Origin of the sequence: Actinopolymorpha sp. B17G11, from assembly GCF_040196095.1 — a bacterium.
In the GTDB taxonomy this organism is placed as follows: Bacteria; Actinomycetota; Actinomycetes; order Propionibacteriales; family Actinopolymorphaceae; genus Thermasporomyces.
Genome location: NZ_JBEFTW010000019.1, coordinates 33,976 through 58,104, shown reverse-complemented (window position 1 = coordinate 58,104; position 24,129 = coordinate 33,976). Strand labels below are relative to the sequence as shown.

General features: G+C 69.3%; 48 protein-coding genes. 45 read left to right on the top strand and 3 right to left on the bottom strand.

Translation table 11 applies throughout. The features are described from left to right. Nucleotides 1-27: 27 nt before the first annotated feature. The 37 genes from ABN028_RS19630 (at nt 28) to ABN028_RS19450 (ending at nt 18,471) form a co-directional block, all read left to right on the top strand. Nucleotides 28-255: a hypothetical protein gene (locus ABN028_RS19630; RefSeq protein WP_349697601.1), complete on the top strand. Its 228-nt coding sequence runs from the start codon at nt 28-30 to the stop codon at nt 253-255. Beyond that, entirely contained in the window at nt 252-1,103 is an 852-nt protein-coding gene (locus tag ABN028_RS19625; protein WP_349697600.1) for a Mom family adenine methylcarbamoylation protein, read from the top strand. Before ABN028_RS19630 ends, ABN028_RS19625 begins: the two co-directional genes overlap by 4 nt. After that, nucleotides 1,100-1,306, top strand: a complete 207-nt coding sequence (locus tag ABN028_RS19620; RefSeq protein ID WP_349697599.1) for a hypothetical protein — start codon at nt 1,100-1,102, stop codon at nt 1,304-1,306. Before ABN028_RS19625 ends, ABN028_RS19620 begins: the two co-directional genes overlap by 4 nt. After that, entirely contained in the window at nt 1,303-2,046 is a 744-nt protein-coding gene (locus ABN028_RS19615; RefSeq protein ID WP_349697598.1) for a methyltransferase, read from the top strand. Before ABN028_RS19620 ends, ABN028_RS19615 begins: the two co-directional genes overlap by 4 nt. Before the next feature lie 101 nt (nt 2,047-2,147). Next, complete coding sequence (locus ABN028_RS19610) at nt 2,148-2,783, top strand: hypothetical protein (protein WP_349697597.1); 636 nt, start codon at nt 2,148-2,150, stop codon at nt 2,781-2,783. 123 nt (nt 2,784-2,906) lie between these two features. Next, complete coding sequence (locus ABN028_RS19605) at nt 2,907-3,926, top strand: DUF3560 domain-containing protein (protein WP_349697596.1); 1,020 nt, start codon at nt 2,907-2,909, stop codon at nt 3,924-3,926. A gap of 140 nt (nt 3,927-4,066) precedes the next feature. Continuing rightward, on the top strand, nt 4,067-4,333 hold the full coding sequence (locus ABN028_RS19600; RefSeq protein WP_349697595.1) for a hypothetical protein: 267 nt from the start codon (nt 4,067-4,069) through the stop codon (nt 4,331-4,333). Further along, on the top strand, nt 4,330-4,770 hold the full coding sequence (locus ABN028_RS19595; protein WP_349697594.1) for a hypothetical protein: 441 nt from the start codon (nt 4,330-4,332) through the stop codon (nt 4,768-4,770). Before ABN028_RS19600 ends, ABN028_RS19595 begins: the two co-directional genes overlap by 4 nt. 88 nt (nt 4,771-4,858) lie before the next feature. Next, entirely contained in the window at nt 4,859-5,605 is a 747-nt protein-coding gene (locus tag ABN028_RS19590; RefSeq protein ID WP_349697593.1) for a DUF2786 domain-containing protein, read from the top strand. An 85-nt stretch (nt 5,606-5,690) separates the two neighbouring features. Continuing rightward, a complete protein-coding gene (locus tag ABN028_RS19585; RefSeq protein WP_349697592.1) occupies nt 5,691-5,885 on the top strand; it encodes a hypothetical protein in 195 nt (64 codons plus the stop codon). A gap of 3 nt (nt 5,886-5,888) precedes the next feature. Further along, nucleotides 5,889-6,095 carry a hypothetical protein gene (locus tag ABN028_RS19580; RefSeq protein WP_349697591.1) on the top strand — a complete coding sequence of 69 codons (207 nt, stop codon included), beginning with the start codon at nt 5,889-5,891 and terminating at the stop codon, nt 6,093-6,095. Continuing rightward, nucleotides 6,092-6,619, top strand: a complete 528-nt coding sequence (locus tag ABN028_RS19575) for a hypothetical protein (RefSeq protein ID WP_349697590.1) — start codon at nt 6,092-6,094, stop codon at nt 6,617-6,619. Before ABN028_RS19580 ends, ABN028_RS19575 begins: the two co-directional genes overlap by 4 nt. A 150-nt stretch (nt 6,620-6,769) precedes the next feature. After that, the gene (locus ABN028_RS19570; RefSeq protein WP_349697589.1) at nt 6,770-7,582 is read left to right on the top strand and encodes a hypothetical protein; all 813 of its coding nucleotides are present in this window, start codon (nt 6,770-6,772) and stop codon (nt 7,580-7,582) included. A 143-nt stretch (nt 7,583-7,725) separates the two neighbouring features. Further along, nucleotides 7,726-8,190 carry a hypothetical protein gene (locus tag ABN028_RS19565; protein WP_349697588.1) on the top strand — a complete coding sequence of 155 codons (465 nt, stop codon included), beginning with the start codon at nt 7,726-7,728 and terminating at the stop codon, nt 8,188-8,190. An 80-nt stretch (nt 8,191-8,270) separates the two neighbouring features. Continuing rightward, nucleotides 8,271-8,990 carry a hypothetical protein gene (locus ABN028_RS19560; protein ID WP_349697587.1) on the top strand — a complete coding sequence of 240 codons (720 nt, stop codon included), beginning with the start codon at nt 8,271-8,273 and terminating at the stop codon, nt 8,988-8,990. Then, entirely contained in the window at nt 8,987-9,295 is a 309-nt protein-coding gene (locus ABN028_RS19555) for a helix-turn-helix domain-containing protein (protein WP_349697586.1), read from the top strand. Before ABN028_RS19560 ends, ABN028_RS19555 begins: the two co-directional genes overlap by 4 nt. Continuing rightward, nucleotides 9,292-9,513 (top strand): hypothetical protein, encoded by a 222-nt coding sequence (locus tag ABN028_RS19550; protein ID WP_349697585.1) that lies wholly within the window; start codon nt 9,292-9,294, stop codon nt 9,511-9,513. Before ABN028_RS19555 ends, ABN028_RS19550 begins: the two co-directional genes overlap by 4 nt. Further along, nucleotides 9,510-9,713, top strand: a complete 204-nt coding sequence (locus ABN028_RS19545) for a hypothetical protein (protein ID WP_349697584.1) — start codon at nt 9,510-9,512, stop codon at nt 9,711-9,713. The genes ABN028_RS19550 and ABN028_RS19545 overlap by 4 nt, the downstream gene beginning before the upstream one ends. 47 nt (nt 9,714-9,760) lie before the next feature. After that, nucleotides 9,761-10,099, top strand: coding sequence for a hypothetical protein (locus ABN028_RS19540; protein WP_349697583.1), 339 nt, complete (start codon nt 9,761-9,763; stop codon nt 10,097-10,099). A 173-nt stretch (nt 10,100-10,272) separates the two neighbouring features. After that, nucleotides 10,273-10,557, top strand: a complete 285-nt coding sequence (locus tag ABN028_RS19535) for a hypothetical protein (protein WP_349697582.1) — start codon at nt 10,273-10,275, stop codon at nt 10,555-10,557. Between the two features lie 97 nt (nt 10,558-10,654). Beyond that, nucleotides 10,655-11,029 (top strand): hypothetical protein, encoded by a 375-nt coding sequence (locus tag ABN028_RS19530; protein ID WP_349697581.1) that lies wholly within the window; start codon nt 10,655-10,657, stop codon nt 11,027-11,029. 106 nt (nt 11,030-11,135) lie between these two features. Then, nucleotides 11,136-11,411, top strand: a complete 276-nt coding sequence (locus ABN028_RS19525) for a hypothetical protein (RefSeq protein WP_349697580.1) — start codon at nt 11,136-11,138, stop codon at nt 11,409-11,411. Further along, on the top strand, nt 11,408-11,662 hold the full coding sequence (locus tag ABN028_RS19520) for a hypothetical protein (protein WP_349697579.1): 255 nt from the start codon (nt 11,408-11,410) through the stop codon (nt 11,660-11,662). The genes ABN028_RS19525 and ABN028_RS19520 overlap by 4 nt, the downstream gene beginning before the upstream one ends. 153 nt (nt 11,663-11,815) lie before the next feature. Then, nucleotides 11,816-12,235 (top strand): hypothetical protein, encoded by a 420-nt coding sequence (locus ABN028_RS19515; protein WP_349697578.1) that lies wholly within the window; start codon nt 11,816-11,818, stop codon nt 12,233-12,235. Nucleotides 12,236-12,341: 106 nt separating this feature from the next. Continuing rightward, on the top strand, nt 12,342-12,692 hold the full coding sequence (locus ABN028_RS19510) for a hypothetical protein (protein WP_349697577.1): 351 nt from the start codon (nt 12,342-12,344) through the stop codon (nt 12,690-12,692). 82 nt (nt 12,693-12,774) lie between these two features. Next, nucleotides 12,775-13,020 (top strand): hypothetical protein, encoded by a 246-nt coding sequence (locus ABN028_RS19505; RefSeq protein WP_349697576.1) that lies wholly within the window; start codon nt 12,775-12,777, stop codon nt 13,018-13,020. Nucleotides 13,021-13,049: 29 nt separating this feature from the next. Further along, nucleotides 13,050-13,367, top strand: coding sequence for a hypothetical protein (locus ABN028_RS19500; RefSeq protein WP_349697575.1), 318 nt, complete (start codon nt 13,050-13,052; stop codon nt 13,365-13,367). Between the two features lie 68 nt (nt 13,368-13,435). Further along, nucleotides 13,436-13,681: a hypothetical protein gene (locus ABN028_RS19495; RefSeq protein ID WP_349697574.1), complete on the top strand. Its 246-nt coding sequence runs from the start codon at nt 13,436-13,438 to the stop codon at nt 13,679-13,681. Then, nucleotides 13,678-14,688, top strand: a complete 1,011-nt coding sequence (locus ABN028_RS19490) for a deazapurine DNA modification protein DpdA family protein (RefSeq protein WP_349697573.1) — start codon at nt 13,678-13,680, stop codon at nt 14,686-14,688. Before ABN028_RS19495 ends, ABN028_RS19490 begins: the two co-directional genes overlap by 4 nt. Nucleotides 14,689-14,708: 20 nt before the next feature. Beyond that, nucleotides 14,709-15,140: a hypothetical protein gene (locus tag ABN028_RS19485; protein WP_349697572.1), complete on the top strand. Its 432-nt coding sequence runs from the start codon at nt 14,709-14,711 to the stop codon at nt 15,138-15,140. Nucleotides 15,141-15,155: 15 nt separating this feature from the next. Further along, nucleotides 15,156-15,455: a hypothetical protein gene (locus ABN028_RS19480; RefSeq protein ID WP_349697571.1), complete on the top strand. Its 300-nt coding sequence runs from the start codon at nt 15,156-15,158 to the stop codon at nt 15,453-15,455. Further along, complete coding sequence (locus ABN028_RS19475) at nt 15,452-15,859, top strand: hypothetical protein (protein ID WP_349697570.1); 408 nt, start codon at nt 15,452-15,454, stop codon at nt 15,857-15,859. The genes ABN028_RS19480 and ABN028_RS19475 overlap by 4 nt, the downstream gene beginning before the upstream one ends. 387 nt (nt 15,860-16,246) lie before the next feature. Then, on the top strand, nt 16,247-16,516 hold the full coding sequence (locus ABN028_RS19470; protein ID WP_349697569.1) for a hypothetical protein: 270 nt from the start codon (nt 16,247-16,249) through the stop codon (nt 16,514-16,516). Nucleotides 16,517-16,622: 106 nt separating this feature from the next. Next, nucleotides 16,623-17,162: a hypothetical protein gene (locus ABN028_RS19465; protein ID WP_349697568.1), complete on the top strand. Its 540-nt coding sequence runs from the start codon at nt 16,623-16,625 to the stop codon at nt 17,160-17,162. Further along, the gene (locus ABN028_RS19460; RefSeq protein WP_349697567.1) at nt 17,159-17,662 is read left to right on the top strand and encodes a hypothetical protein; all 504 of its coding nucleotides are present in this window, start codon (nt 17,159-17,161) and stop codon (nt 17,660-17,662) included. Before ABN028_RS19465 ends, ABN028_RS19460 begins: the two co-directional genes overlap by 4 nt. Further along, entirely contained in the window at nt 17,659-18,105 is a 447-nt protein-coding gene (locus ABN028_RS19455; protein ID WP_349697566.1) for a DUF6221 family protein, read from the top strand. The genes ABN028_RS19460 and ABN028_RS19455 overlap by 4 nt, the downstream gene beginning before the upstream one ends. Nucleotides 18,106-18,315: 210 nt before the next feature. After that, nucleotides 18,316-18,471, top strand: a complete 156-nt coding sequence (locus tag ABN028_RS19450; RefSeq protein ID WP_349697565.1) for a hypothetical protein — start codon at nt 18,316-18,318, stop codon at nt 18,469-18,471. An 87-nt stretch (nt 18,472-18,558) separates the two neighbouring features. Here the strand turns inward: ABN028_RS19450 and ABN028_RS19445 are convergent, their stop codons facing one another. After that, complete coding sequence (locus tag ABN028_RS19445) at nt 18,559-19,032, bottom strand: hypothetical protein (RefSeq protein WP_349697564.1); 474 nt, start codon at nt 19,030-19,032, stop codon at nt 18,559-18,561. Between the two features lie 172 nt (nt 19,033-19,204). Here ABN028_RS19445 and ABN028_RS19440 point away from each other — a divergent pair, with 172 nt between their 5' ends. From ABN028_RS19440 to ABN028_RS19415, 6 genes are all read left to right on the top strand, one after another. Next, complete coding sequence (locus tag ABN028_RS19440) at nt 19,205-19,792, top strand: hypothetical protein (protein WP_349697563.1); 588 nt, start codon at nt 19,205-19,207, stop codon at nt 19,790-19,792. Between the two features lie 93 nt (nt 19,793-19,885). Continuing rightward, nucleotides 19,886-20,344, top strand: coding sequence for a hypothetical protein (locus tag ABN028_RS19435; RefSeq protein ID WP_349697562.1), 459 nt, complete (start codon nt 19,886-19,888; stop codon nt 20,342-20,344). Further along, nucleotides 20,341-20,637 carry a hypothetical protein gene (locus ABN028_RS19430; RefSeq protein WP_349697561.1) on the top strand — a complete coding sequence of 99 codons (297 nt, stop codon included), beginning with the start codon at nt 20,341-20,343 and terminating at the stop codon, nt 20,635-20,637. The genes ABN028_RS19435 and ABN028_RS19430 overlap by 4 nt, the downstream gene beginning before the upstream one ends. 8 nt (nt 20,638-20,645) lie before the next feature. Beyond that, entirely contained in the window at nt 20,646-20,834 is a 189-nt protein-coding gene (locus ABN028_RS19425) for a hypothetical protein (RefSeq protein WP_349697560.1), read from the top strand. Between the two features lie 23 nt (nt 20,835-20,857). Further along, a complete protein-coding gene (locus tag ABN028_RS19420; protein ID WP_349697559.1) occupies nt 20,858-21,190 on the top strand; it encodes a hypothetical protein in 333 nt (110 codons plus the stop codon). 52 nt (nt 21,191-21,242) lie between these two features. Continuing rightward, the gene (locus ABN028_RS19415; protein WP_349697558.1) at nt 21,243-21,449 is read left to right on the top strand and encodes a hypothetical protein; all 207 of its coding nucleotides are present in this window, start codon (nt 21,243-21,245) and stop codon (nt 21,447-21,449) included. A 12-nt stretch (nt 21,450-21,461) separates the two neighbouring features. On the opposite strand, the gene ABN028_RS19410 is transcribed toward ABN028_RS19415, so the two are convergent. Beyond that, complete coding sequence (locus tag ABN028_RS19410) at nt 21,462-21,827, bottom strand: hypothetical protein (protein ID WP_349697557.1); 366 nt, start codon at nt 21,825-21,827, stop codon at nt 21,462-21,464. A gap of 106 nt (nt 21,828-21,933) precedes the next feature. Between ABN028_RS19410 and ABN028_RS19405 the strand changes: the two genes are divergently transcribed. Together ABN028_RS19405 and ABN028_RS19400 are read left to right on the top strand one after the other, a co-directional pair. Beyond that, nucleotides 21,934-22,923: an ATP-dependent DNA ligase gene (locus ABN028_RS19405; RefSeq protein ID WP_349697556.1), complete on the top strand. Its 990-nt coding sequence runs from the start codon at nt 21,934-21,936 to the stop codon at nt 22,921-22,923. A 29-nt stretch (nt 22,924-22,952) separates the two neighbouring features. Continuing rightward, entirely contained in the window at nt 22,953-23,582 is a 630-nt protein-coding gene (locus ABN028_RS19400; protein WP_349697555.1) for a hypothetical protein, read from the top strand. Here the strand turns inward: ABN028_RS19400 and ABN028_RS19395 are convergent. Continuing rightward, nucleotides 23,579-24,127: a VapC50 family PIN domain-containing toxin gene (locus tag ABN028_RS19395; protein WP_349697554.1), complete on the bottom strand. Its 549-nt coding sequence runs from the start codon at nt 24,125-24,127 to the stop codon at nt 23,579-23,581. The two genes, ABN028_RS19400 and ABN028_RS19395, sit on opposite strands and share 4 nt — an antisense overlap. Nucleotides 24,128-24,129 lie beyond the last annotated feature (2 nt).

Sequence of the window (24,129 nt, the reverse complement as noted above, 5' to 3'; positions counted from 1 at the left end):
GGGCACCACACAACCAGGAGGCTCCCCATGGCTGTCGCCATCACCAAGACCGAAGCGCGCAAGGTCGCGCGCCGCGCCCGCCAATACGGCCACTTCCGCACCAGCTCAACCGGCCTGTACGTGATGTGCCCGCGCTGCCGGAACAAGGTCGAGACGGCCGTAGAGGCGTCAGCGAAGGACAGCGCCCGCATGGCCGCGCTCGACAAGGCCATGGTCGAGCACCTCACCGAGTACGCCGAGGAATGCACGCCATGACCACGGTCGCCGTGACACAGCGCTGGCGCGACGGCCGCCACGGCTGGCGCCCCGCATCCGAAGGCGGCTTCAACCCCGACCGGTACACCGTCAGCGAGATCGGCGAGCCCACAGCCGCCGCGTTCGTCCGTCGCCACCACTACTCCACGAGCTGGCCATCCGCCCGACTCCGCTACGGACTCCACGACGGGCCACGGCTCGTCGGCGCGATCGTCCTCGGCGTCCCCATGTCCAAGGCGGTTCTGACGAACCCGTTCCCGACGCTGGAGCCGTACGTCGAGAGCCTGGAGCTTTCCCGCCTCGTCCTCCTCGACGAAGTGCCCGCGAACGCCGAGTCCTGGTTCTGCGCGTCAGCGTTCCGCCTCGCCGCCGACCGTGGCGTGCGTGGAGTCGTCGCGTTCTCCGACCCCGAACCACGCTGGCGCCGGGCCCCGGGCAAGGCACCCGAGCAGATCAAGCCGGGCCACGTCGGCATCGTGTACCAGGCGCTCAACTTCAGCTACCTCGGCCGCGCGACCCGCCGCAGCCTCGTGGTGCTGCCAGACGCGACAACCGTTCCCGCCCGAGCGCTGGCCAAGGTGACAGGAGGGGAGCGCGGCCGCGACGGCGTGATCCGGGGACTGGTCGCACGCGGAGCTGCTGAGCCGCGCGACGGTGAGGATCCCGCCGCCTGGCTCCGTACAGCGCTCCGCACCGTCGGCGCCATCCGCCAACAGCACCCCGGCAACCACCGGTACGCCATCCGCACCGGCCGCACCCGCGCAGAGCGGACCCGAGTTGCCATCGGCATGGCGTCCCACACCTACCCGAAGGCGACGCTCTCCCTTTTCGCAGGGGAGGGCGCGTGAGCGAGGAACGCCGCGTCCAGGTTGACGAGATCGAGCCCGGCATGTGGCTCCACCTGGACGGCCGCTGGCTCACGGTGGTCACCGCCGAGGCTGGCGACCTGGAGACCACCGACGAGGACGGCGCCACCGTCTATGTCGGACTCAACCCGCACCCGGACGGCTACCCCGTAGCCACCACACCGAACGGAGAACAACCCGCATGAAGGTCTCGACCGATGTCCTCGCCGTGCTCGACCAGGCGACCACCGAAGGCTCCGCACTCCGCCTGACTGGCCAACTGGACCGGAAGCTGTACGTGAGCACGAACAAGGTCCTGCAAGCCGCCGGCGGCACCTGGAACCGCAAGGCTCAGGCGCACCTGTTCGCAGGAGACGCCGCCGACGCCATCGAGCAGATCATCCTCACCGGCCAGATCACCACGGCACAGGATCTCGGCTACTTCCCGACCCCGCCGCCCGTCGTCGAGCAGCTCCTCGCCCTGGCCGACCTGCAGCCCGGCGCGGAGGTTCTCGAACCGTCCGCCGGCACTGGCGCGATCGCCGGCCCTCTCGCCGCCCGTGGCTGCGTCGTCGACGCTGTCGAGCTGGACACCGCCCGAGCGGACGTGATCTGGAACGCCGGCTACTGCCGCAACGTCGTCCCTGGCGACTTCCTGGCGATGCCCCCAGCCGCCGAGTACGACCGGGTAGTGATGAACCCGCCGTTCGCGCGTCAGGCCGACATCGACCACGTTCGCCACGCGCGTAGGTTCCTCCGCCCTGGCGGCCTACTGGTGTCCGTGATGGCGTCTGGTGCGACGTTCCGGGAGAACCGCAAGGCAGCCGAGTTTCGGTCCCTTGTCGAGACGGGGGACGGCTGGTTCGTGCCGCTGCCGGACGGTGCTTTCGTCGAGTCGGGGACTGGTGTGAGGACCGTGATCGTCGTCATCCCGTCGGCGGTCTGACACCCCCAATTGCTGCGTTCCCTTGCGCCACAACCGTATACCAGCTACTGTCGCAGTTGTCCGGCCAGAGCGAGCCGGCACCACACAGAAGCGAGGTTGCAATGCACACCATCACCCTGGTCCCCGACCGGTATAACAAGGTCGGCCGCTGGGACTCCCCGAACGTCATCCGCACCTACTCCGCCTACCAGGGCCACACCGTGCGACTCGCGATCGGCTACGTCGACGCCAACGGCACGTGCCGCCGCAAGGCAGGCCGCCCGATGGAGCCGGGCCCGTACGTCTACACGTTCCCGATGGCCTCCGTCATCGACAACCACGGCGGCACGGGCGCCGAGTCGGCCCGCAACAAGGCCGCCGGGCTGGAGTGGGACGCCGAGCCCGGCGATGAGTTCCTCATCGACGGTGTCGTCTACCGACTCACCGCGGGCGACCGCTGGAGCGACCCGGACCTGATTCCGGTCGAGGGTCCGATTCCCGCGCCCGAGTGGCCCGAGGGCGACTCCGCTCACGCCATGCTGACCCAGCTCGTCGCCGACCTGCGCGCCGAAGCCAAGGCCGCGTACGACCGCCAGGAGTACGACCCCGACCACGAGTGTGAGCGCGTCTGCCGCCGCTACGGCTGCAACAACACTCCCGACAGCTATGAGGGGTTCGAGGACATCGGCTACGGCGACGCGTTCTACGAGGCAGCCGACCGGCTGGAGAAGCGCGTCGAGGCGATCACCGCCAAGTGACCCCGGGCGCCATGCCTGTGCGGGCCAGCCTCTCCGGAGTCCGGCCCGACGCAGGGTCCGCCCGGACCACACACCAGCCGGCAGAGCGACCGGCACCAACCACAACCGCGAGAGAAGGCAGCAGTGAACACCATCACCATCACCCACACCCCCGAGGATGGAACCCTCGCGCTGGGCACTGAGCGCGGCGACCATGCCGGCAAGATCCTGCGGGACGCCGGACGGTTCACTTTCTCTCGCGGCATCGGCGTTAACGGCGCCTGGTACATCAAGGGCAGCCGCGACCGGGCCCCCCGCATGTGGGCGATCGACGCCGCAGTCGAGAAGCTCCGCGCCGCCGGCTTCGACGTCGACGTCCAGATCGAGCGCGAATACCGGGCCACCGCCGAGGTTGAGGCCGACCGCGCAGCCTCGCTCGAGTCCCGGCAAGACGCGCTGGAGGACAAGGCCGACCGCAAGGCCGCCGAGTCGGACGCCGCGTACGCCCGATCCCGTGATGCCGTCAAGGGCATCCCCGTCGGTCAACCCGTCCTCGCTGACCACTACTCGGCACCCGGCCACCTGCGGGCCATCGACCGGTCCAACCGGGCCATGCGCGCATCCGTCGACGCCGACAACGAGTCGAGGGAAGCCGCCCACCGTGCAGAGGCGTCCCGCGCGAGCCAGGCACACCGGGACTCCGTACCGGTCACCCTCCGCCGGATCGAGCGCCTGACGGCCGACCTGGGCAGGTTCCAGCGGGCACTGGACGGCACGGCGGGCCCGTGGTCTAAGCCGGCGACCGGCGCCGACCGTGGCCGCATCCTCGGCGAGATCGAGCACCTGACGGAGCAGATCGCGCACTGGAGGAAGCACGTCGCCACCCTCGAAGAGGAGGGCGTGAAGGTGTGGTCCAAGGCCGACTTCAAGGTCGGCGACTTCGTTCGGTCCCGTGGTAGCTGGCGGGAGGTTCTGCGGGTCAACCCCAAGAGCGTGACGGTTCCGTCCGGGTGGGGTCGCCTCGTGACGCAGGCGAACCGCGAGTACTCGTGGAACGACACGATCAAGTACGACGACGTGTCAGGCCGCAAGTCTGCTGAGGAGATGGCGAAGCTGCTGGCAGCGGCGGAGGCCGCGAAGGAGACGGCCGAAGCGTCGGCGTAGCTCGCCGAGACGTGAGACGGGCCCGGGGAGGGATTCCGGGCCCGTTTCCGTGTTCCGGTTGCGCCGAAACCGTATACCCGCTACTGTCTCGTGTAGTGCGGCAACGAGCGAGCCGCCAACCACAACCGGAAGAGGTCACCGTGACCGGATACACCTTCACCCTCGGGCCGATGCACTACATCGCGCACCGCGACGGCACCCCGTACCGACTCATCGACGCATGGCGAGAGGTCTACGGCGTCGGAGGCGCGACCATCTACGCGCCCAACGGCCGCGTCGTCCTGCGGAACGCCGGCAGCCTCGCAGCCCGCGGCAACCACATCCGCAGCGCCCGCACCAAGCCCGCCCGGCGGCGCCGCAACCACGCCCGCATCCTGGCCGACCTCACCGCCAGGAGCGCCGCATGAGCGAGCCAACCCTCCAGTACCCGGGTGCGACCGTCTACCGCACCGCCCGCAACCGGTACCGGTGCGTCACCGCCGACGAGATCCGGTACTGGCGGATCCGCACCAAGAACTCGGTCAACCAGGCCGACGGCATCGACGACTGGACCGGCTACAGCGACAGCTACGGCACCGAGGCGGATGCCGCAGAGGCGGCACGGGTCAAGGTCGGCACCGTCTCACACCGCGACGCCGACACCGACGAGGCGATCGGCTGGTACACCACCGCCGAGCCGGAGGCCGTTCCCAACCCGAACCACCGCGCCAACGTCATGCAGTGCACCGGCGACATCCTGCCCGGCGACCGGTACATCGAGTACCTCGGCGAAGCGGCCGCGTACCAGAGCGGGACCCGCTACTGCCTTCCCTGCGGCATCGCCGCATGGGCCACCATCGACTGACAGACCACGGTGGGCCCGCACCGAGCGGGCCCACCACCCGGCATCGAGCGAAGCCGGCAACCGCAAACCACGAACAGGAAGGCACGCCATGACCACCAACACCGCCCCGATCGCCGACAAGCGCGCCGCCATGCTGGAGCGAGTCCGCAAGATGCTCGCCCTCGCCGAGGATCCGGCAGCGACCCCCGCCGAAGCGGAGGAATGCACACGCAAGGCCGCCATCCTCATGGCGAAGTACTCCATCGACGCCGCCACGGTCGCCCCGGCCGGCGCCCACGACCACGTCGACAACCGCCTGGTCCACGTCCCCGGCCCGTTCGCCAGCGACAAGGCCCTCCTCCTGGTGTGCATCGCCGACGCACTGCGATGCAGCCACCTGTGGAAGCCGACGATGACGGAGGACGGCAAGCAACTCTTCGTGCACCTCTTCGGCCACACCACCGACCTGGAGCAGGTCGACATGCTGTGGACGTCGCTGCTGGTCCAGTCCCAGCACGCCATGGCGATGGCGACGCCCCGTCGCGGGGAGAGCAAGGCCGCGTTCAAGCGGTCGTTCCTCTCCGGCTTCGCGATGGGCGTCAAGGAACGGCTGGAAGGTGCAGAGCGCGAGGCGACGGCGCGGGCGACGACAACCACCCGGGACGGCCGTTCGGCAGCCATGGTGCTCACAGACCGGAAGGCGCTGGCACAGCGGGCGATGCGCGAGGTCTACCCGAACACCCGGCGGACGGGAGTCAGCAGGTCCGGTTCCGGCGGCTTCGCAGGGCACGCCGCCGGCCGGAACGCGAACATGGGCGGGGGTCAGGTCTCCGGCCGCCGCGCGATCAGCTACTGATCCACACAACCGACCCGGGGCCCGCGCGACGCGGGCCCCACCCGGCGCCGAGCGACGCCGAGCCACACGAGGGAGAACGAACCCGATGCCCGAGACGCTGAACGTCTACAACCTCTCCGAGGACGATCTACGCCCTCTCCTGCGTGGGGAGTGCATCACCGAGACCGCCGGCAACGGCGCCACGGTCACACTCCACGCCTACCGGTGCGAGCACGACCCGGACACCGGCAGCCGTGAAGCCACGGCAGCTATCGCCGCCGCGAAGCTCAGGGAGGTCTGACCGATGGGCGACCGGTACGCCAACCTCGCCGACCGCGAGCTCGCCGCCACCCTTGTCCGTGAGGACGCCGACGAGCAGCTCGGCCGGCTGGAAGCGGACGACCGCACCACCTGCTACCGGTGCCGGGCATGGGCAGCGCCGGGCCACATGCACCCGTTGACGCTGTTCCCGATTCGACCCACACGACTCAAGACCGGGGGAACGAAATGACAGACACCACGCACGCCTGGCCGTTCACCGACTACGACGGCCAGGCCGACGACGCCGACCGCAACGACCCGCTGACCGCACTGCGCATCCCCGTGACCGGATCGCACCCGCGCTTCTACTACCTGGCCGCGTTGGACCGGGACAGCGAGGCACGCCCGACCTACGCCGAGGCCGCGATCCTCGCGTCGTACATCGAGTACGTGCGGTCCGGAGGCTGGCTCTACACCGGGTCCGCCGAGGCGGAGATGCTGGAGAAGCCGCTCGACGCCATCGCCAGGCACAACACGGTCGTGTTCCACAAGTACGCCGAGGGCGATTGGAGCTACCGCCGCATCTCATGGCGCGACGGGCCCCTGTTCGTGCCCACACCACCGTTCCCCGGCTACATCGAGCGCACCGAGGGCCCGTTCACGCTGGGCGAGCTGCTCGACCGCCGCGTCTGCACGTTCATCCCGGACGACGCGCCGAGCCGCCATTGGGTCGAGTGGAAGGCCGCACGCCCGGACGTGTTCCGGCCGGCGTAGACCGACCGCGAGGGGGGAGGGCCCTGCGAGATTCGCGGGGTCCACTTTCGCGGTTCGCTTTGCACCAGAAACGTATACCGGCTACTGTCTCACCTGTACCGCCCCGGATCGAGCGACCGGGAGAACCACAAGCCGCCAGGAGGCACACTCATGCCACGCTTCACCGTCGAGATCAGCACCGAGCACACCGACGCCATCACCATCGACGCACCGACCACCGTCGTCGCCGAAGGGGTCGCGACCATCATGGCGATCGAATGCCACCCCGAGATCGACCACATCGGCACCTTCCGCGAGGCGCACGCCAAGCCCGCCCCGCTGGACGCGCCGGCACCGGTCGTGACGATCGTCGAGATCCCCGCCCGCTACCTCAAGCCCGGCACCGACTACGCGCCGAGCGATGTCGACCTGTCCGACCCGGCGCAGTGGCGCTCGGCCCGCTCGGTGGAGATCCGCGACGGGTACGTCCTGGTCCACAACAACGTCGAGGTCCGCCCAACGTCGTTCGCCCACGACGACACCGTCTACGCCTTCCACGACGACACCGCGCCGCAGCCGGCGGACCCCGGGCCCGTCACCGACGACGAACTGATGGCAGCGCACCAGGCGCACCAGGACACCGCGCTCAGGCTTGCCGAGTTGTACCACCGCCGAGTGCTCGACCAGGTGCGCGCCGCCTACCCGGACGCGACGGCGCTGCTCACCCGTGGGGCACGGAACCCCGCGACCGACGATGTTGAGGTGTCCGCCGACGCTGTAGTCGAGGACAAGGACGGGTCACGTCGGATCCTCGGCGTGACGTTCCGGCAGTGGGACAAGCACAGCGCCACGTGGTTCCCGTACCTGTCCCGGGAGGACGTCGCCGCGTTCGAGCGGTTCGCCCAAGGGGTGAACAAGACTCTCGGGTTGCTCGCCGCGTACACCGACAACGAGTACGAGGGTTTCCAGACCATCGACATCTGACCCACCGAAAGCGGGCCCGCCGAGATTGGTGGGCCCGCTTTCCGCGTTCAGATTGACCGAGAATCGTATACCGGCTACTGTGTCGTATGTACCGCCCGGATCGTGCGAACCGGACCACAACCACCACGCAGGAAGGCACCAACGTGAGCAACCACATCGAATGGGGAAGCGCCGCCGGCGCCAGCGCCGAGCTGCTCATCCAGACCGAGCGGGCCCCCGATGGCCAGTACGCCGACGGCAACACTCTCGTGATCGCCACCGAGAACGGTGATGGCATCGCCCTGGAGGGCGACCGCGACGCCATGCTGGCCATGCTCGACCGGGCCCGCGCCGCAGTCGTGAAGCACTTCGAGAACTACCCCGACGGCGGGCCTGCCACGCCCGCGACCTACTACGAGGACACCGCCGACGGCCTTTGCTCCGGTGACAGGTACGCCCCCGGCGGATGCGACCCGACCGACCCGGCCGCCTGGTGCGAGGTCGACGGCGTCGAGATCGCACCGGACGGTGACGTCCTGGTCTGGCACGAGGGTGCCGACCGCGACACCGACGAGCCCGCATCGTTCGACTCGGCTGCAGTCGTCTACATCGCATCCGACGGCGACTGACCGACCCACTGAACCACCCGTACGACATCCCACGGGCCCGCCAGAGCGAGCGGGCACACCACACCGAAAGAGGTACCGACATGACCGCCCTGAACGAGATCACCGGCCACGCCCGCCGAGCCACGTTCCACGACGCGGGCCGAGCGTTCGCGGAAGGCGCCACCGTCCTGGTGAGCGAGACCGGCACCCGCGAGACGATCCCCGTCACCCGCCTGACGACCACGCACACCCGCGACACCACGACGTGGGATGCCCTGGTTGAGCAGGTGCGCATGTGGCGCAACCGCTACCCCGGCCAGGCGTTCTACATCGTCGACCGGCCGGAACCTGCGCCCGCCGCCCCGGCCGAGACTCCGGCGCAGTCGGACGGGATGGAGTCGTACACCCGCGACGCCGACCCCGACGTGCCCACCCTGGCGTGGACGTACTTCCAGGACGGCGAGGTCCGTACCGGCTTCCCGCACAACCTGGCCTCCGCCTACGCCGACGCGGCCCACCACGAGTGGGAGCCGCCGGCCAACGTCTACGCCCGCAACGACGGCGCCGAGCTGGTGCCGCTGACCGTCACCGTCGACGCCGGCATCTACCGGCTCACGACACCCGCCGGTGTCGAGATCGCCCGGTTCACACCCCAGCCCGCCGGCCCTGTCCGGTGCGACACCTGCGGCGACGAGTCCAACTCCGACCCTGGCCTCACCTGCGGCCGTGTCGACTACGACGAGGAGCAGGACGAGTCAGGCGCGGAGTACTTCCCGCCGTGCGCCGGCATCTACCTCCCGGTTGGGAGCGTGACCCGATGACCACATGGACATGGTGGAACTACGTCCAGATCGTCACCGAAGGTGCGTCCTTCTACGCGATCGGCCGCACCGTCGGCCGCTCCCCGTCCACGATCATGCGGTGGCGCCACTCCACCCCGAAGCCCGCGACAGTCCGAGCGTTCGCGCAGGCGTACGGAGTGTCCGTCATCGACGCCATGGTCGCCGCCGGCCACCTGGACGCCGACGACACCGACCCGGCAGTCCTGCGGGAACAGCGGGACGAGATCGCCCGCGCGTACACCGAGCTGCTCGCCAAGGTCCGCGCACTGGGGGGAGCGTCGTGAAGACCAAGAACGCACGGGCCCGCCAACACCGCCGCTACATGCGCCACCTGGCGAAGCTATTCCCGCCCGTCTACCACGAGCCCCACCCGACCGGATGCGACCTGTGCGACGCCACAGGAGGCGACCCGCCCCGCACCCACCGAGCCATGGGCATCACAGTCTCGGCCGCCACCCTCCCACCCCGAGCCACGTTCCGCACCGACCGGAGGACCGCATGACCACGCGCAAGACTGGACGCACGCCCGACCCGAAGCGAGTGGAGCAGACCACAGCCCGCATCAACTCCGCCAACGCCCGCCGCTGCCCGAGCTGTGGACGCGGCAGCGCACTGGTCTGGGTAGCCGACATCCACGCCCGAGTCTGCCGCTGGGACGACTGCCGACACGTCGTCGGCAAGGTCCGCCCTGACGACGCATGAGACCCGTAGCAGTCGACCCCACCCCTACGACACACCGGGAGACCCGCATGACAGACACCATCAAGGCCCGCAACCTCACCGACGGCAGGTGGCTCGCAGACGGCGCGTACGTCCTCCGCGTCGGAGTCCGCCGCGACCGGGTGAACGTCAAGGTCCTGGTGGACGGGCGACCACGCCGCCGCGTCTACCGACTCGACCAAGACATCACGCTCGACCGAGACAAGGAGACGCAGCGCGCGAAAGCCCTGGACGTGGCTCGGCAACTCGGCCGCAACGCCCGCACCACCCGACACGAGTACGAACCAGGCGACCAAAGCCACCGGATGCACACCGACCCCCTATGCCGCACATGCGGACAGGTAGCCAACGCCACCGTCCACCCCTGACCCGAGAGAGAGGGAGAAAGACCGCGAAGCGACATCGGGCGGATGTTGTAGTTGTTTGACCGGTATTCGCGCGCGCGTTGGGCGGTTCGTCTTGCGCGGAATCGTATACCTGCTACTGTGTGTCTTGGTTGGGCGAGAGCGACCCGACAACCACACGCGAAGGAGACGCCCCCATGGCTGCAGCAGTCACACCCGACGTTCAGAAGGCCCTGGACGCGCTACGCCGCGCCGGCTACAGCGTGGTGGAGCACGCCCCGCAGAACGGTGAGATCAGGTTTTCGTTCGACAACAACGGCGAGTACCCGGTCGGCTCGATCGTCGGGCACATCCGGGTCCGTGCACAGCACGGCAAGTACGTGGGCGGGCGGGCGCAGATCGGCATTCGGAGGAAGCGTGACTTGAAGCTTCGCCGCCTGGCCGACGTCGAGAGGCTCGCCAAGCGCGACCCGTACGCCTGACTGAACCGCTTCGGGCGGGCCCTTCGGGGCCCCACCGTGGAAGTTCAGCCAACCTCGCCGGGGAGAGCGACCCGGCACCACCGAGAAGGGAACCATCATGGCGACGACGGACACCGAGACATCCCTCGCTGAACTCATGAGCGCGGCCGGCGACATCCCCGGCGACGACGCCTACGACGGCAGCAACGCACCCCAGACGCGCGACCTGACCGCCCGCGAGCGTGACGTCCTGTGCCGCATCCTCAACTTCGTCATCACCGACCCGCGCTACCGGTACGAGGACCTTGCACGGCTCGCCGTGATCCGTGACGTGATCGACCCTCGCCGGGACGTGCCGCACGAGCCGGTGTCTGCCCGGTCCAAGCGTCGCGGCACGTGCCGCCACTGCGGCCGGGCCCTGATCTCTGATGGCCACCTTCCCGCGCTTGGTGGCGGCTGGCTGGACATGGAGTACTACAGCCCCCACTGCTGACCGAGCCGCTTCGGGCGGACTCTCCCCCGGGAGGGTTCCGCCCGTGGCAGTTCAGCCAGACCGACCGCCCGGCGGAGCGACCGGGCACCACGAGATAGGAGCCCCGATGAACCCGAGCGAGGAGTGCGCCGCGTGCGGTGCCGGTATCGAGCGCGACATGTTCGCGGGCGGCTGGTACGACCCGGCCGCGTACGACGGGAGCCGCTGCCCGAAGGCCCGGGACGGTAGGCACGCGCCGATGCCGCAGCCGCCCGTGCCGAACCGGGTACCGCCGAACCTGCAGCAGCTCGCCGGCATGGCCGACCACTTCGCCGCCGCGTTCCGCGAGGGCGACCGGGTCCGCGCCGAGCGCGAGCACGTCACCCCGGGCGCCGACCTGTGACCGCCACAACGGCCGTGTGCCGCGTCCTGGACGGCTTGCGCGCCGCTGGGTTCACCGTGACCGAGCATGCCGCGCACCGCGCCGCGGTCGAGGTCGCATTCGACAACGGCCGCCAGGGCGACGCCGCCGTGTTCGGTGTGATCCGGGTCGGCGTTGCGTCGGGCCGGTTCGTCGGCGGGAACGTCACCGATGCCGCCGGCACGCGCCGCCTGTCGCACCTGCAGACCGTCCGGCAGCTCGCCCGGCAGTAGCTCGCACGCCGTTGGATTGCCTCGGGCCGAAATTGGTTCGAGGCAGTTCGGCGATTCCCCTGGACTAGGAAACGTACACCGACTACTGTCGGGGTTGTACCAGTCAGCACCCCGGACAGAGCGACCGGGGAAACCGCAAGAAAGCAGGTCACCATGGCGAAGATGACCCTCCGGGCCCGCGCCGAGCAGACCGAAGCCGACGTCCGACTGATCGAGCGCTGGATGCCCGAGATGTACCGCGACAAGGTCGCGCACTTCAACGTGTCCATCCCGCTCGCGAAGGCGATCGCCGACGGCTACGTCGACCGGCTCACCGTCGAAGGCCGCTGGGCGCTGGAAGAGCTGGAGGAAGTCCTCTCGCCGCTCGCCGAGGCCGCTCGCGGTATGGCCGCCGAGCACTTCGCGAAGGTCGAAGCGCTGAAGGCAGCCGCCGCTGACGCCGGCTGGATCGGGGAGCGCGTCTTGCAATCCGCCGCAGGCCGGTTCGCGCCGATGCCCGGCCGGCCGGACCCGGCTGACGTCCTCGCCGCGAACGGCATCGACTGGTCGCGCGCCTGCCTCATGACGTCCTGATACTTGCGCGGGGGGTCCGCGACTCGACTCCGGGCCCCCCGCGTGACACCAACCACAGCACACCGCCGGTAGAGCGACCGGCAGACCGCAGAACGGAGCCTGACTCATGGCCGTCACGACCCTCACCCCGATCCTTTGCGACTGGTGCCCGCTCGACACACCGACGCCCGCCACGCACTCCCAGACCGACACGTCCGGCGGCTTCACGACCACCAACTACGCATGCGAAGCACACCGCGCGCAGTACTTGGAGCCGTTCGAGGGTTCCGTCGGATGCGGGCCCGCCGAACCGCTCGCCAAGCCCGACACCAACGTCGAGTACGGCGTTTGGGACGCGGGACGCGGCGGCTTGGTCTCGGTCGGCTGCTTCGGGTACGCCGAAGCGGTCCGCGAGGTTGACCACCTGGTCGCGCACGACTCCCGCCCCCGCGACGACCTGACGATCCACCGCCTCTGAAAGCCCCCGTGTCGGACCGGCAGCCCCCACCGGCCCGACACGGGCCCCCCGCCAACCCACCGCCCCGAAGGGAGCACCCGCCATGGCAAGCCGCATCACGACGGCCACGCTGAAGGCGCACCGCGCCACCTGGTGGGTCTACGTGTTCGACAACGACGGACGGCGCACCCGCATCCGGAAGGAAGCCCGCATGCGCGGCTCATGGCCCGGATACGACGTCACCTGCTCATGCGGCTGGGAGTCCCGCACCGGGGGAGCGACCCGCCGCTCCGTCGAGGACGAGCTATGGCTCCACCGCTACAACGTGCAGACCACCGGCAAGCCCTAGCCCAACCGCCCCGAAGGGAGTCGGCCGACATGACCGCGACCGCAGCCATCCGATGGCGCCGCCGCACAAGCGCCACCCGCGTCGTCCTCTGGTGCGCCCGCAACCACGCCGAGCCGCGCGTCTCCGCCAACGTCTGGCAGGCCGCCCCCGGCCGCTGGCACATCCGACTCTTCTTCGACGGCGAACCCGCCACCGTCGACACCGGATCCCGCCACCTACGCGAAGCGCGCGACATCGCGGCCCGCGTCCTGACCCGTGACGACCTGACAACCGCTGGACGAGTCATCACAGCCACCATCGACGCCCGACTGGCCCACAACGCCCACCGCACCCGCACAGCCGCCTGAAACCGCGTCACAGCGCCACCCACGCCCGGTAGAGCGACCGGGCCAACCACGCAGAACGGAGCAGCAGCATGGCGAACACCGCACCCGTCCCCGGAGCCGCCCTCGCGCACCTCTCCGCGCTCTACGGCACCCCAACCGGCGCCGCGCTCCGAATCGTCGGCATCTGCCGCCCCGGCCACGGCTGGACGGCCCCGCTCTGGCACCACCGACTCACCACGCGCCGCATCGACCGGCTTGCCGCACGTGGCGTCACAGCCGTCCTGGTGCGTGTCTCTGGCCGCACCGTCCGGTTCGACGTGGCGCCCCGCCCATGACAGGGACCCTGTTCGACGTCGCCCCCCTGGAACGGCCCGCACGGGCCCCCAGGGTCGACGTCGTCCTGCCCGCCCCCCGCCGGCCGGACCCCGTCGACGACAGGCCGCAGCAGGCCGCCGCTCGCGCCGCAGGCGTACCCCACCTGACCGACTGGACCCGCGACCGGCGACCCGACGGCGACCCCGCGCGTCGAGTCGCGTTCTACCTCGGATGCCACCAACCCCGCTGGCTCGAAACGGCCCCCGTGCCGCTGTTCATCGCCGCGCAGAGGCTCGCCGCCTACCGCCGACGCGGCGAGGACATGCCACGCCCGTACACCCCGTACGCCATCGACTCGGGCGGCTTCACCGAACTGTCCAAGCACGGCATGTGGACGCTCAGCGAGGACGAGTACGGCGGCATGATCACCCGGTTCATGCTCGACATGGGCCCGCCCCGGTTCGTCGCGCCGCAGGACTGGATGTGTGAGCCGTGGATCGTCGCCAAGACCGGACTCTCGGTCGAGATCCACCAAGAGCTGACGGTCGAGAACTACCTCTACCTGACCCGCGAGTTCCCGCACGTGCCCTGGATTCCCGTCCTGCAGGGCTGGCAGCTCGCCGACTACGCCCGCCACGTCGAGGCGTACGCCGCCGCCGGCATCGACCTGGCCGACGAGCCGCTGGTCGGCCTCGGGTCGGTGTGCCGCAGGGAGGCAACCGCCGAGATTGGCGCCATCGTGACCGCGCTGCACGGCATGGGCATCCGGATGCACGGATTCGGCGTCAAGCGGGCCGGGTTCACCCGCTACGGCCACCTCCTGGAGAGCGCCGACTCGTTGGCGTGGTCATTCGGTGCCCGACGGCGCCAGATCCGGCTCCCCGACTGCACCCACGCCGCCGAGGACTGCCGCAACTGCCTCACCTACGCCCTCACCTGGCGCGAGACCACCCTCAACGGCCTACGGCACCCCAAAGGCGCAGAGGACCCCCACCAGACCGCCCTACGACTCGACGCAACCGCCTGACAGGGAGGAGAACCCGACCCATGCTCCAAACCGCCGCCATCGCCGGTCTCACCACGGCCGCACTGCTGACCCTCGCGATCGGATACGGCAACCCGCCACCGAAAGCCCCGACCCTGAAACGAGCCGCCACGGCGCTGCTCGCGCTCGCCTGCTTCGCCGCCTGCCTGCAGGTGATCCGCCTCGGGTGGGCCCCCGACATCGGCCACTGGTTCGCCATCGCCGGCTGCATGCACGTGTTCGCCCTTGGGCGGCTCGTGCCGGCCGTGTGGCGTGCCGTGAACCCGGACCGGGATGCAGATGACCCGGACGGCGCCGCTACGCCCCCTGGGGAGCCTCTGCGCACCCCGGAGACGCCCACCCAGCCGGTTCCGGCATGGAAGGCCAAGGCCGCCGCCAGGGCAGCCGCCTACGACCCCACCAAGAACGACCCCGCCGAATACGAAGCACGCTGAAGGAGCGAATCCGCCATGGTCCACCTGATCCTCTGGACAGGCGCCCTCACATGGGCCCTGTCCACCCTCAACCCGTTCTGGGGCACGTCCCGCACCATCCGTGTCGTCCGCATGGTCGGCGCGGTCGCCGCTGTGCTCGCGATCGTCAACGCCGCACGCGCGATCCACGCCGGCCCTGACGACTGGCAGCTCTGGACGGTCGCCGGCCTCATCCACGCCCGCGTCCTGTGGAAGCTCGCCGCCTGGCGCCTCTTCGGCGTCGACTACCGCACCTACGCCCACCAGACCGACCCCGAAGGAGCCGACGCCCGATGAGCCACATCACCCGCAGCGAGCTCGCCGCAGCCACGACCCTCGTCCTGTTCCGCACCCACCCCGACTGGCCGCTACGCATGCCCGGCCGGATCTTCCCCCACTTCGAGACCACGCCCGGCTACCCGGAGGGAGGGGAGTGGATGGTCACGATCACCCCCCTGGGGGATGCGATACAGGTGCGTGCGCAGGGCGCCTGCCTGGAACCCGGCCTGTACGACCCCGTGCCGGCGTTCCCCGACATCAGCCCGTTGTTCCCGGACCACGCGGCGGAGATCCGCTACCCGGACGACCCGCGCGACATGGTGACGCCCGCCTTCTACGACGAGCTGCACGACGTTGTGCGCCTCGCCGTCCTCGCAGTGCGCGAGGCGAAGCCCCGGGTGCGTCACCTGGCAGCCGTCTAGACCCTGACAACGCGACACAAGCCGTTCACGCAGCGCACCGTCAAAGGCGGCAGAGCGACCGCCACACCACAGAGAAGGGACCTGAGCACGATGCTTCGACGTACCCCCCTGAGCCGTGGCGCCTCCCAGTTGCGCCGCACGGCGATGCTCGAGACGACGACGCGGCTGGTTCGGAGGAAGCGGCTGCAGCCGGCCGCGCCGATGCAGAGGAAGGCGACAACGGCCGCCCCGTCGGCGGGTAGGGCCCGCAGGGATACGGGTCCGGATGCGATGACCCGGTGGGATGTTTTCGAGCGTGACCAGGGCCGCTGTGTGTGCTGCGGGCGACATGTGACGGAGCTGCCGGGGCACCTGGGTTACAGCTGGCACCACCGGAAGAACCGGGGTATGGGCGGTCGCCCAGGTGAGGCCGGCAAGGCGATCAACTCCCGCGCATTCCTCGTCCTGATCTGCGGGTCCGGGACGACTGGCGACCACGGGCTTGTGACGGAGGGAAAGTACCCGAATGCACGGGCCCTCGGACTGACGATCCCGACGAACAGCACCGTCGACCCGGCGACGGTGCCGATCTTCCACGCCGTCTACGGGTGGTGCCTGCTCGACCACCAGGGCAACGTCACCCCCCTGCCGGACTACAAACCGGAGGTGGTCGCGTGAGTGCCCCCAACGCGCGGCCGCCGTCCCCGGGATGGCAGTACGGCTCCGCGATTCTGGCTGCCCTGCTCGGTCTCCTGATCGGGATGGCGGCGTCCAGGGGGCTGCTGTGAGCGGCGACGACTGGGACCCGGGCGAGGGGAACGCGGCCCGCATGTACGCGCGGCGGGCGCGGGAGGACATTCGGAAGGCGCTCGCCGAGAAGAAGGCCGTCCAGGTAGGGCCCGCCGTGCCGGTGCGGCGGGTCCTCGTCACCGGGTCCCGCAACTGGACGGACTGGGAGACGATCGGTGCCGCGTTGGAGGACGCGAACCCGACCGTGGTTGTGCATGGCGCCTGCTACCCGGAGATCGACCGTGAGACGGGGGTGCGGCCGCTGGTGTCAGCGGACTGGATCGCGCACTTGTGGTGTACGCGGCATGCGCACATCCCGGACGAGCCGTATCCGGCGGACTGGCGGCACCTGGGGGTGAAGGCGGGCCCTCTGCGCAACGCGGCGATGGTGGCCAAGGGTGCGGACCTGTGTCTGGCGTTCATCCTCGACGGTTCCCGCGGCGCGTCGGGCTGTGTCGAGCTCGCCGAGAAGGCCGGGATCCGGACCGAGGTCTACACGGCGTCGTCCGCGTCGCGCGGCACACTGACCGCGTGAGCCGCGACGGTAAGACATCCCATCGGCCAGACTGCCTGATGCTGCGACCGGTGCCGCCCGGATTCCCGTTCGAGACGTTCACCTGCAGATGCCACTCCCACCCCACCGAGAGGCACACCCCGATGGCTGAGGACGCCAAGCCGCACGATCAGTACGCCGCCCAGTACGCCGCTGGCGCCGTCGAGGAAAGCATCGGCACGACAGATGCCGACGCCTACGACGCCGAGCTTGCCTCACTGTGGGACGACCTGGAGCATGCCCGCAGGTATGCCATGTCGCCTGGCACGTGGACCTTGCAGTGCAACGACCTGACGCGGCGGATCGTCCGCATGACCATCGCCACCGGTCGACCGACCCACTGGAGCAGGATCCAGATTGGGCTGCTGGAGGAAGGCGTCTATCAGGCGATCATGGAGCCTACTGGTATGCCGTACGAGGCGCCGGACATGGCGAGGGTTGCTGAGGTGCGTGCCAGCATCGAGGGGAGGCGGCATCGGTGACCCTCGCCGACTTCCTTCTCGCCCGCATCGACGACGACGAGGCCAAAGCGAACGCAGCTTCCCACGGCCGGTGGGAGTACCAGGACGTTGACGGGGTTGGCGGTGGCCGCGTCTGCGACGAGACCGTCGAGATACTCGGCATGCACTACGACCCGGAGCCGAACAAGATCGACCGTCGGATTCGGCGTCCAGTGGTCGAGCAGGAAGCCGACGGGAACGGCTGGCACATCGTCAACTGGGCCCCGGCGCGGGTCCTCGCCGAGTGCGAGTCGAAGCGGGGCATCGTCGCGTGGGCGCTTGACGACACCAAGGGCGGTCGGGACGCCTACCCACCGGACGAGATCGTGGACGTGATCCGGGAGGGTGCGCTTACACCTGTGCTCAAGCTGCTCGCCCTGCCGTACGCCGCCCATCCTGACTACCGCGAGGAGTGGAAGCCATGAGGCACCACCCGCCCCACATGCCGCCCCCGCCACCCACGACCGGAGTCGGCTGGCCACGGCCGGATGAGTACACGGGCCGCGCCCGGTGTCAGCGATGCGGGGCCGACCCTCTCGACGAGATCCATTGGCCACCTGTGACCTGGCGCGAACGCCTGCTGGCGATGGTCGGGCTGTTCTGACGACTATGAAGGCGGTGGCGTGGTGACGTCGGTGACGCGGGTTGTGTCGGACTCCGGCAGTGGGAACGCCGTCTACGAGATCACGGTGGCGCGGGTCCCGCTGTTCGACGAGATGGAAACCCCAAGCGCGGATGACCTCCCGGAGGATGTGCGAGTAGCCCTCCACGAGTGGCTTGGTCCCGCATAATCCCCCTCGCGTGGGTCGCTGGAATGAGAACCGCCGCAGGGCCCTCGTGAGGAGAGACCTGCGGCGGTGGGTTCGCGGCCGCTGATGTCAGGGGCGCTGCATCGGGCGCGGCCGCCCCGTCGGCTTTGGCTGCGGAACGTCGCCCATGCCGACCTGGTCGGGGTGGTAGAAGTGGGCCGTGACGTCGCCGAGGTCACCAGCCTCGCTTGTGACGCCATCCGCGTCTGTCTCCAGTGGGACAACATCCCCGGCGGGTGTGAGTCCCCAACCGGCGAGTGGAGTCGCCCACTTCTCGCCGTCGCTCTTGTCGGTGTACTGGACCATCCAGCCGCCTGCTGGGGCGATCGCCACCAGGGGTCGGCTGCTGCCCGTGGCCTCGCGGACGAACCTGAACTCGTGCCGTACGAAGGCGGACGCCGCGGGGACGAGCCTCCCTTGCATCTCGTCGAGCACGAGGGCGTCCCCGTCGTCGCTGAACGCGAGGACCGGTTTCGTCCGGTCGCCGTCTTGGTCTGGGTGCATGTAGTGGGCCACGTAGCGGCCGGGTGGGGCTGGGATCACGGTCGAGTTCCTCCGGAATAGGTGTGATCGTGTCGCCTGGCAAGCGTCGCACGGCCAGGAATGCCAACTCAGGTGCGACACGTTCACCAATTGGGCCCGCAGCCGGTCTACTATTACGGATTGACACCACAACGGTTGTCGTGTGCCCGTTCCCGGAAGGAGATGAGACGACATGGCGGACACTTTGGCGGCAGCGCAGCGCCGCACAGGACCAGGCGCGACCCTGGCCGGACGTCCCCCGAAGGGTGAGCGTCCCCCGACGCTCGACAGGGAGGAGATCCAGGCCCGCGAGAACCGCTATGTCGAGCGGCAGGTCGCGGATCTCGTCACCGCCGACGCCGGGGAAGCCGAGCTCGAGGCTGCGGCGAAGAAGCTGGGGCGGATCCGGAAGGCAGCGCTCCGCGCGATCGAGGAGTACCGGCCGGTGCGGGACGCGGCGGCCCTGTCGCTCGCCCTGAACGACGGTGTACGCGGCGTCTACGGGGTGGCCGGGTTCAACCGGAGCTACTTCGTCCGGATGCGGCAGGAGGCCCTGGCCGCTGGCGGCGCGAAGGTTGTGCGTGGCGCGGCGAAGAAGCTCGTCGAGGCTGCGGGGAAGGTTGCGCAGGCCGAGGCGCGCATCGACGCGGTGCGGCCGGTGCGTGACGTGGTCGCGAACCGGCTGATCGGCGAGTTCAGTTGGACTCGCCGGGCGGTCGCGGACCTGATGGGCGTGACTGAGGGCGCGATCGCGCAGAGGGTGCGTCAGCGCAGCGCGTGACGTGGGGAGCCCGAGACGGTAAGGCGGGCTCCCCTTCACGATTCCCGGGTAGAGCGACCCGGGTCACCACCACGAAACGGAGACCCCGCAGCCATGATCTACGACGCTGAGACAGCGCCCGTGTATGGCGCCGATGTCTACATCTTCACGGTGACCGGGCCGGCGGAGTGGCTCAACGCCAACGACCGGCGGAACCGGTTTGCCGAGAATCGGCTCGTCCAGCAGTGGCAGGAGGCCGCGGCTTGGGCGGTGAAGGCCGCCAGGGTCCCGAGGATCGAGGGCCACGTCCACATCACCGCGTACATCATCGTCCCGGACCGGCTCAAGCGTGACCCTGCGAACTGGCAGAACACCGCTAAGGCGGTAGTCGACGGCATCCGGGATCGCCACCGGTTCCACAAGGTGGGCAAGAAGCGGCACCGGTACTTCGTGCGGGGGACGATCGCCGAGGATGACTACACCCACGTCACGGGGCCGGACATGCGGTACAGGATTGAGCCGGGTGTGAAGACGCCGAAGCTCGAGGTGCACATCACCAGGAGGGAACCGTGACCGAGACCGAGCTGCGCACCGAGTTCAAGGTTCGCCTGTCCTCGGAGGAACGGGCGGAGCTGCGCCGCCTCGCGGGCATGCACGGCGTTCCGATGGCCGTCTACCTCCGCTCCCAGATCACGCAGTCACGGACAGCCGCCGGGGTGAGCGACGACGACTGGTGGCACTCCCACACGCCACCGCGCAAGTCGTCCATCCGCAGGTGGCTCGATGAGGCCCGGAAGCAGCAGGAGGGCCCGATTCCGGGGCAGCTGGTCATGACTCCCACGGAAGACCACGCCGAGGCGGTGTAACCGCTCAGATGCCAGCAGACTTCATCCGGGTCCCCCTGCGCGGGGGAGGAACCCGCGTCGACCTCACCCGGCTCACGGACGGGCAGGTCATGTGCTGCATCTGCTTCGGCTTCTACCACCGCCGCGACCTCCACATCGACGACCAGGGCGTCCACGAAGACGTGTGCAAACACTGCGCAGCGGTAGACGGTAGGTAGGGCAAATCGGCACTGTGCAGCCCATGACCGATGCCGCACCCACCACACCTGACGCGGAGCAGGACCGCGCCATGAAAGCACTGGACTCGGCCATGAGCGAACCGTCGTCCAGCCTGAACCTCGTTGTCCAGTCCGCCGTCGACCTGCCCGGCGGGAACCCCGTAGTCGTGATCCGATGGGGTGGCGAAACCGTCACGATCGAGCCGGACGTCGCCCGCGGAATGGCCGTCCAGTTCGCGACGGCAGCCGGCCGGTCGGAGTCCGAGGCGGCGTTCGTACGCCTGCTTCGGGACCGGGGCGAAGAGTCCGACGACAAGGTCCGTGACCAACTCGTCGACCTGTTCGGGAGCTACTGATGGGCTGGTACTGAGAGTGGGAGACGGCTCCTTCGAGGAGCGGCGTCGGCTGATGCGTGAGGCGCAGGAGAAGATGCCGGGCGTCGACGTCACCACGCCTGATCTCACCTTGGCGAAGCCGACGGTGCGGCTGGCGTACGAGCAGGACGAGGTCGAGATCGACGTCTGGGTGACGGGTGAGATCGGTTTCGAGGCGCTGATGGATCGGGCGACGCGCGCCATGGAGGCCGCACGTGTACCTGGGCGGGTGGGCGAGTGAAGAGGAAGCGCGCTACCAGCTGAGGAACTCCTCCACAGCCTGATGGCGCTCGACCTCACCGACTATCCGCGATAGCGGAATGTCGAGCGGCAGGACGATCCCCCGTCCCTTGTCAGAAAAGGGCTGAGATCGGTATATCTCGAGCTGGGTCCCGCCGGGGCTGAGGCCGACCTCCCAGACAAGAGGGTTTTGGCGAGTCACGGGACGGTCGAGCTCCTCCTCGATGAACTTCGCCGCCTCGGCGACCGCCTGGTGGGGGGTCATGTTGGCGACCTTCTCGTAGTTCTTGTCTCCTGGCTCGGTCGATGCCCGGAGTGTGCGTACGGCCAGCCTGACCAGCTCAACGGTGGTGGCTGCGGTGGGTTCGAATGTGGTCATGCCCTAGATCATGCCGGCGGCCAGCGGGAAAGCCCGAGGTCGCCGCGCGGGAACCGCGTGCGATCCCGCCTGCCGGGGAGGGTGGCCGAGTAGGCATCATGCGGGGGTGCGCATCCCTGCGCCGGTCGAACCTGTGCTGGCCAGGAGCATCGAACGGATGCCCCCGCCGGGACGCCCCGGCTCGACCTTCTACCAGCCGAAATATGACGGTTACCGCTGTCTTGCCCGCGTGGACGACTCCAGCGGGGTGCACCTGTACTCGCGCCGCGGGACCCTGCTGGACGAGGCGTTCCCCGACATCATCGGCCCCTTATATGCGAGCATCCCTGCCGGTACCTGGCTGGATGGGGAGATCGTCTGTTGGTCACGTGGCCGGCTGGACTTCGCGGCCGTTCAGCGGAGGTACGCCGGCCGTGGGCGAGCCGCCGACCTCGCCGTGACCACCCCCGCTCACTACGTGGTGTTCGACGTGCTCGAGACCGGTGGCAGGGATCTGCGCCGGACCCCGCTCAGGGCTCGCCTGAAGTTGCTCAGGGAGTTGTTCCGCCGGATCCCCGCCGGGTCGCCGCTGACCCTCAGCATGCAGACCGATGACTCGGAGCTCGCCGCCGTCTGGCTGGAGGAGATGCCGAAGGTCGGCGTCGAGGGCCTGGTCATCAAGCCGGCAGGCTCGCTTTACCTCCCGGGGCGATCTTGGTTGAAGCTGAAGGCAAGGCAGACGACCGAGGCTGTGGTCGGCGGGGTCACGGGGAGTCTGCGTCGGCCGGCGGCGCTGCTGCTCGGCCGCTACGCCTCAGACACTGGCCGCCTGCACTACGCCGGCCGCACCACCCAGCTCACCGACGCTCAGGCGAAGCTCATCGGCCCGATGCTGACCCGAGCAGCCGCCGCCGATCACCCGTGGCCGGATCAGCTCACGGTCAACTGGAGGTCGAAGCCGACCCGCTACACGAGGGTTCAACCTCTGGTTGTGGTTGAGATCCGCGCCGACATCGCAACCGATCAGGGCCGCAGGTGGCGACACGCCGTCCGGGTGCTCCGCGTGAGGGACATAGCCCCGGAAGAGGTGCCGCTCGACTTGGACTTGGAGACCTGATCGAACGCGCGTTCGTGCATCATGAGGGGGTGGGCGGGCAGAAGCGGTACAACCAGGCGGTCGGCGGCTACGAGATCCCCACCGGGGCCCGCCGTCACGACCTGGACGACGCTGTGGCCGCGATCGTCGCCCACGTGGCGGAGTCAGGCGAGGCCGGCATCTACAACGGCGACGGCAGCTGGCGCGCCGCGATCAACGATCACCTGCTGGCTCCGCTGCTGGAGGGCCCGGACCGGGTGAGACGGGGGGAACGTGCCGACGGGAAGGACACGATCCTCGCTGCGAGCCCCGGAGAGTCGTACGCCGACGTGCAGGACCGGCTCTACCGGTCGCGTCACTACGCCTCGCCGCGGATGGTGAACCGGTTCCGGATCGCCGACGTGCTGTACGCCGGGATTGGCGCCGGCATCCTCGAGCGGGTGCCGAGGGGGCGGGTCGACGACACGGTTGAGATGGCGCTCCAGGCGATCGCCGACGGCTGGCTGGATCAGCGGATGCTGGCGTCGCAGTGTCGAGGCCTCCGGGAGTACCTCGGGTTGCCGGCGGGGGAGTGGACCGATTCGGCGGATGAGGCTGCCGAGCGTGGCCGGGAGATGTGTGGGGCGATGCCGACTCGCCCGACGGCGCCGGAGTACGACGAGGACGCGTGGGCGCTCTAGAAGCGGAGTGCAGCGACGGACTCGACAAGCCCGTCTCGCTCCAGGCTGGCGAGAACCTCGTCCACCGTGGTGCCATCGGCCCACGCATCGGCCATCTGCTGGACGGCGCCGTAGACGACACCCTTCTCCAGGTCGATCTGGTCGAGAACGAAGTTGTCGGGATGGATTGCTTCCACGTTCCAGCGGCTGAGAGCCGGGGCCGGGAAGTCGCGCAGGTTGAAGGTGACGATCACCTGTGCGCGGGCCTTGATCGCGGCGGCCAGCACGTGCCGGTCATTTGGATCCGGCAGGCTGACCGCCTCGATCAAGGGTTCGTAGTCGAGCACCAGGCAGTCCCGGACCCCTCTGAGCATCAGCTCACGTGTTCGGGCAAGCTGGTCGGGGTTCAGGTCGGGCCTGTTCTTGCGGATGCTGTCGAACGTCTCGTCGAGGATCGCATGAGTCCACTTCGCCTGGATCAGGCCAGACTCGGCTATCCGGATGAGCAGATCGCGGACGCTGCTCTTATAGAGCACGTCCGCGTCGTAGACGACGACGAACGACATCT

Excerpts from the sequence above, each read along its gene's own strand:
- ABN028_RS19585 (WP_349697592.1), top strand. The coding sequence starts at position 5,691 with ATGCCCGAGACGCTGAACGTCTACAACCTCTCCGAGGACGATCTACGC.
- ABN028_RS19425 (WP_349697560.1), top strand. The coding sequence starts at position 20,646 with ATGCCAGCAGACTTCATCCGGGTCCCCCTGCGCGGGGGAGGAACCCGC.
- ABN028_RS19535 (WP_349697582.1), top strand. The coding sequence starts at position 10,273 with ATGGCTGCAGCAGTCACACCCGACGTTCAGAAGGCCCTGGACGCGCTA.
- ABN028_RS19420 (WP_349697559.1), top strand. The coding sequence starts at position 20,858 with ATGACCGATGCCGCACCCACCACACCTGACGCGGAGCAGGACCGCGCC.
- ABN028_RS19510 (WP_349697577.1), top strand. The coding sequence starts at position 12,342 with ATGGCCGTCACGACCCTCACCCCGATCCTTTGCGACTGGTGCCCGCTC.
- ABN028_RS19590 (WP_349697593.1), top strand. The coding sequence starts at position 4,859 with ATGACCACCAACACCGCCCCGATCGCCGACAAGCGCGCCGCCATGCTG.
- ABN028_RS19530 (WP_349697581.1), top strand. The coding sequence starts at position 10,655 with ATGGCGACGACGGACACCGAGACATCCCTCGCTGAACTCATGAGCGCG.
- ABN028_RS19545 (WP_349697584.1), top strand. The coding sequence starts at position 9,510 with ATGACCACGCGCAAGACTGGACGCACGCCCGACCCGAAGCGAGTGGAG.
- ABN028_RS19505 (WP_349697576.1), top strand. The coding sequence starts at position 12,775 with ATGGCAAGCCGCATCACGACGGCCACGCTGAAGGCGCACCGCGCCACC.
- ABN028_RS19395 (WP_349697554.1), bottom strand. The coding sequence starts at position 24,127 with ATGTCGTTCGTCGTCGTCTACGACGCGGACGTGCTCTATAAGAGCAGC.
- ABN028_RS19410 (WP_349697557.1), bottom strand. The coding sequence starts at position 21,827 with ATGACCACATTCGAACCCACCGCAGCCACCACCGTTGAGCTGGTCAGG.
- ABN028_RS19575 (WP_349697590.1), top strand. The coding sequence starts at position 6,092 with ATGACAGACACCACGCACGCCTGGCCGTTCACCGACTACGACGGCCAG.
- ABN028_RS19540 (WP_349697583.1), top strand. The coding sequence starts at position 9,761 with ATGACAGACACCATCAAGGCCCGCAACCTCACCGACGGCAGGTGGCTC.
- ABN028_RS19440 (WP_349697563.1), top strand. The coding sequence starts at position 19,205 with ATGGCGGACACTTTGGCGGCAGCGCAGCGCCGCACAGGACCAGGCGCG.
- ABN028_RS19470 (WP_349697569.1), top strand. The coding sequence starts at position 16,247 with ATGGGCGGTCGCCCAGGTGAGGCCGGCAAGGCGATCAACTCCCGCGCA.
- ABN028_RS19555 (WP_349697586.1), top strand. The coding sequence starts at position 8,987 with ATGACCACATGGACATGGTGGAACTACGTCCAGATCGTCACCGAAGGT.
- ABN028_RS19435 (WP_349697562.1), top strand. The coding sequence starts at position 19,886 with ATGATCTACGACGCTGAGACAGCGCCCGTGTATGGCGCCGATGTCTAC.
- ABN028_RS19570 (WP_349697589.1), top strand. The coding sequence starts at position 6,770 with ATGCCACGCTTCACCGTCGAGATCAGCACCGAGCACACCGACGCCATC.
- ABN028_RS19595 (WP_349697594.1), top strand. The coding sequence starts at position 4,330 with ATGAGCGAGCCAACCCTCCAGTACCCGGGTGCGACCGTCTACCGCACC.
- ABN028_RS19580 (WP_349697591.1), top strand. The coding sequence starts at position 5,889 with ATGGGCGACCGGTACGCCAACCTCGCCGACCGCGAGCTCGCCGCCACC.
- ABN028_RS19610 (WP_349697597.1), top strand. The coding sequence starts at position 2,148 with ATGCACACCATCACCCTGGTCCCCGACCGGTATAACAAGGTCGGCCGC.
- ABN028_RS19490 (WP_349697573.1), top strand. The coding sequence starts at position 13,678 with ATGACAGGGACCCTGTTCGACGTCGCCCCCCTGGAACGGCCCGCACGG.
- ABN028_RS19500 (WP_349697575.1), top strand. The coding sequence starts at position 13,050 with ATGACCGCGACCGCAGCCATCCGATGGCGCCGCCGCACAAGCGCCACC.
- ABN028_RS19515 (WP_349697578.1), top strand. The coding sequence starts at position 11,816 with ATGGCGAAGATGACCCTCCGGGCCCGCGCCGAGCAGACCGAAGCCGAC.
- ABN028_RS19560 (WP_349697587.1), top strand. The coding sequence starts at position 8,271 with ATGACCGCCCTGAACGAGATCACCGGCCACGCCCGCCGAGCCACGTTC.
- ABN028_RS19480 (WP_349697571.1), top strand. The coding sequence starts at position 15,156 with ATGGTCCACCTGATCCTCTGGACAGGCGCCCTCACATGGGCCCTGTCC.
- ABN028_RS19625 (WP_349697600.1), top strand. The coding sequence starts at position 252 with ATGACCACGGTCGCCGTGACACAGCGCTGGCGCGACGGCCGCCACGGC.
- ABN028_RS19615 (WP_349697598.1), top strand. The coding sequence starts at position 1,303 with ATGAAGGTCTCGACCGATGTCCTCGCCGTGCTCGACCAGGCGACCACC.
- ABN028_RS19485 (WP_349697572.1), top strand. The coding sequence starts at position 14,709 with ATGCTCCAAACCGCCGCCATCGCCGGTCTCACCACGGCCGCACTGCTG.
- ABN028_RS19525 (WP_349697580.1), top strand. The coding sequence starts at position 11,136 with ATGAACCCGAGCGAGGAGTGCGCCGCGTGCGGTGCCGGTATCGAGCGC.
- ABN028_RS19415 (WP_349697558.1), top strand. The coding sequence starts at position 21,243 with ATGCGTGAGGCGCAGGAGAAGATGCCGGGCGTCGACGTCACCACGCCT.
- ABN028_RS19495 (WP_349697574.1), top strand. The coding sequence starts at position 13,436 with ATGGCGAACACCGCACCCGTCCCCGGAGCCGCCCTCGCGCACCTCTCC.
- ABN028_RS19630 (WP_349697601.1), top strand. The coding sequence starts at position 28 with ATGGCTGTCGCCATCACCAAGACCGAAGCGCGCAAGGTCGCGCGCCGC.
- ABN028_RS19475 (WP_349697570.1), top strand. The coding sequence starts at position 15,452 with ATGAGCCACATCACCCGCAGCGAGCTCGCCGCAGCCACGACCCTCGTC.